The following is a 2,842-nucleotide window of genomic DNA, read 5'->3' as shown; positions in this document are numbered from 1 at the left end:
TTTCTGAAGAGCAGTTACAAAGGGCTGTTCAAGATTTAAATAATAGACCAAGGAAAACACTTAATTACAGAACTCCGGCCGAAGTCTTTTTTCAGGAAGGGGTTGCAATTCGAGTTTGAACCTGCGAATGCGTGCCGCGGGGTTCGTTAATTTACAGTTTCAATTAGACTTCTTCTGTCACTACAAAAGGCTCACGGTAGACGCGGGTAAGCATGGCGTTCGCCTCATCATCGTTTTTAACCTGTTCGTTTTCGGTGTCGATTTCGAGAACTCGATTGACCCGTGCACCGGTCAATGCATAGTGAGACAGGGCTGAAGAGTAATGGCCTTCAATAGGAGGCGCATTGACCGCGCCCAAATCCCGGCTGCGGATACAATCGATGAAGTTCTGGTAGTGATAGCGGTCGCTGCCTTCACTGGCTTCTTTCACCAGCTTGTTCTCTTTGCCCTGATAGGCTTTATAGCTGCCGTATCCGGGGAAGGTCATCCAGCCTTCCGAACCATAGAAGATCACGCCGAAGGAGGTGCCCCCCGCTTCATCATTGGTGCACCACGGCCGAACTTCAAGGGTCACGATCTTGTCTTTGTCATCGTCACCTTTAAACATGAAGGACGAGGAGGACACGTTGTAGATCTCTTTTGCGTCATCCCACAAAAACATGCCGCCCATAGACGTTACCCGATAAGGCACATCGACGCCAAGACCCCAGCGGGCCGCGTCGAGTTGGTGAACGCCTTGGTTGCCGATATCGCCGTTACCATAAGCCCACACCCAGTGCCAGTAATAATGTACATAAATTCCTTCGCCTTGGTCGTTGACCATGAAGGGTTCTTCTTGTGCAGGGCCTTGCCAGAGATCCCAATCCAGTCCTTCAGGAGCGTGACCGGGATGTCCTTTGCCGATGCTCGGACGCCATTTGTAGCATACACAGCGGGCCATATATACATCGCCGATAAGACCGTTCTTCAGTTCTTGGATACCTTCTTGGAATCCCGGATTACTGCGCAGTTGGGTACCGTGTTGAACAACTCGTTGGTATTTTGCCGCCGCTTCAACCACTTTCCGACCTTCAAAAATATTGTGGGTCATCGGTTTTTCAACATAGACGTCTTTGCCTGCTTGACATGCCCAAATGGTCGCCAAAGAGTGCCAGTGATTCGGCATAGCGATGGTGATAGCATCTATATCTTTGTCTTCCAAAACCTTGCGGATATCTTGTTCTGTTTTGGGGATGGGAAGATTGCCTTTCGAAAAAAAATCTTTGACACTCGGATCAAAAAGCCGTTTGTCCACGTCGCATAAGGTAGCGACTTCCACATTTTTCAAGCGGGTGAACGCGCCGATGTGGCTCCTGCCACGGCCGTTGATGCCGACAACCGCGACTCGGACACGATCGTTCGCACCGGCCCATGAGGTTTTTGAAGTGCCAATCAACACGGAGGCAGCGGCACCCGCGCCAACGGCTGAAGTCTTCATGAAAGATCTTCTTGTGAGTGAATCCATAGTTCTTGTTCTCCTGTTAAATAGTTGGATCGTCAATCAATTTCTTAATCCTAACAAAGGGAAAGAAGAAAGATCAATGTTTTAACGGACATCAGATTCACGGGTTGCCCTAAACAAGCGCATCTGAGCAAGGAGCATTTAAAAAAATAGGAATCCAAAACAGGAAATCAGCTTTCACAAAGCGTGATTATAGGCTCATCCGCGGCACTTTGCTGCTAAGACTGCTTTGTCGTTCACTCCGAACATTTGATATAATCGCCGTGTTGCAGAGGATCCTGTCGGGGCGTAGCGTAGCCCGGCTCAACGCGCCTGCTTTGGGAGCAGGAGATCGAAGGTTCGAATCCTTTCGCCCAGACCATCCCTCTTCTTTTCCCTCTCTTTTGTCGCCCGGATAATTTCTGTTCCCCCGGCGCGGGCAAAGATTTTCCTTCCTAAACTCCCCTGTCTTCCACGGATCTTTTTTATACGCTGTGCTTTATAAGAGACGCAGCTATCTTTCCTAAAATAATACGTGGCAATTTTATTATTGGCATTGTACACCTCCGATTTTAATTGCTCTCGGATCGAGAGCAAAGATGAACGCAACAATTCTCGTGGCAAATGATCTGAACAATCTAGAGGTCAAAATATTTTCTCCCAATAAGGGACAGCAGTTCTTTAACAGCACTCATTCTATTGAGCCAACAGCTTAGTTTCTTAATAGGACGAGACCGATCAATTGTCAATCTCGTCGGATGCCTAGACATCTCGCTCCACAAAAAATAAGGGGTATCACCAAGATCAAGGGTCAAAAAGTCACACGATCACGATCCTATCCTATCCCTGATTTTGCCTGCCCCTTTCCAAATTGCGGTTTTGAGCAAAGATTTTGCTTGCCTTTTTAAGTATTCTGTGTTATTCTAGAGTCACAGTAGTTCAGCATATGAAGGAACTGTCTATCAATAAAGGAGGTGAATGTGTCGAATAGACAGTGGTGGGTAGTTGTAATCATTTTTGTTTTAGGACTTAACTTGTAGAAAAGGAATAATGTTATGAAACGAAAAGGTTTTACACTGATTGAATTGCTAGTAGTCATCGCAATTATCGGAATTTTGGCAGCCATCCTGTTACCGGCATTGGCACGTGCCCGCGAAGCGGCACGCCGCAAATCCTGCCAAAACAATTTGAAACAATGGGGAACGATTTTTAAACTTTATGCCGATGAGCAAAAAGACTATTTCCCGCCCTTGCAGGTAACCAACAGGAACACTGTGGGCTGGCCCGATTTGCCGCCGATCGGCGGTGATACTCCCGCCCTTGAAATAGCGGCTGCTCCCTTGGTGTCCGCTTGGTATCCGA

At 47.5% G+C, this 2,842-nt stretch carries 2 protein-coding genes and 1 tRNA gene; 2 read left to right on the top strand and 1 reads right to left on the bottom strand.

Annotated features, from left to right (window positions below):
- Window positions 1–163 precede the first annotated feature (163 nt).
- A complete protein-coding gene (locus tag GX117_13180) occupies window positions 164–1,504 on the bottom strand; it encodes a Gfo/Idh/MocA family oxidoreductase (GenBank protein ID NLO34281.1) in 1,341 nt (446 codons plus the stop codon).
- A gap of 279 nt (window positions 1,505–1,783) precedes the next feature.
- Here GX117_13180 and GX117_13175 point away from each other — a divergent pair.
- Window positions 1,784–1,862 (top strand) — tRNA-Pro (locus tag GX117_13175).
- Between the two features lie 673 nt (window positions 1,863–2,535).
- On the top strand, window positions 2,536–2,842 hold a 307-nt coding region (locus tag GX117_13170; GenBank protein NLO34280.1), incomplete at its 3' end, for a prepilin-type N-terminal cleavage/methylation domain-containing protein.

It is taken from the genome of Candidatus Hydrogenedentota bacterium, from assembly GCA_012523015.1.
In the GTDB taxonomy this organism is placed as follows: Bacteria; Hydrogenedentota; Hydrogenedentia; order Hydrogenedentales; family CAITNO01; genus JAAYBJ01.
This window is presented reverse-complemented; position numbering and strand designations above follow the sequence as displayed.

Bases quoted from the DNA above. Each gene is read 5' to 3' on its own strand.
- GX117_13180 (NLO34281.1), bottom strand. From the start codon at position 1,504: ATGGATTCACTCACAAGAAGATCTTTCATGAAGACTTCAGCCGTTGGC.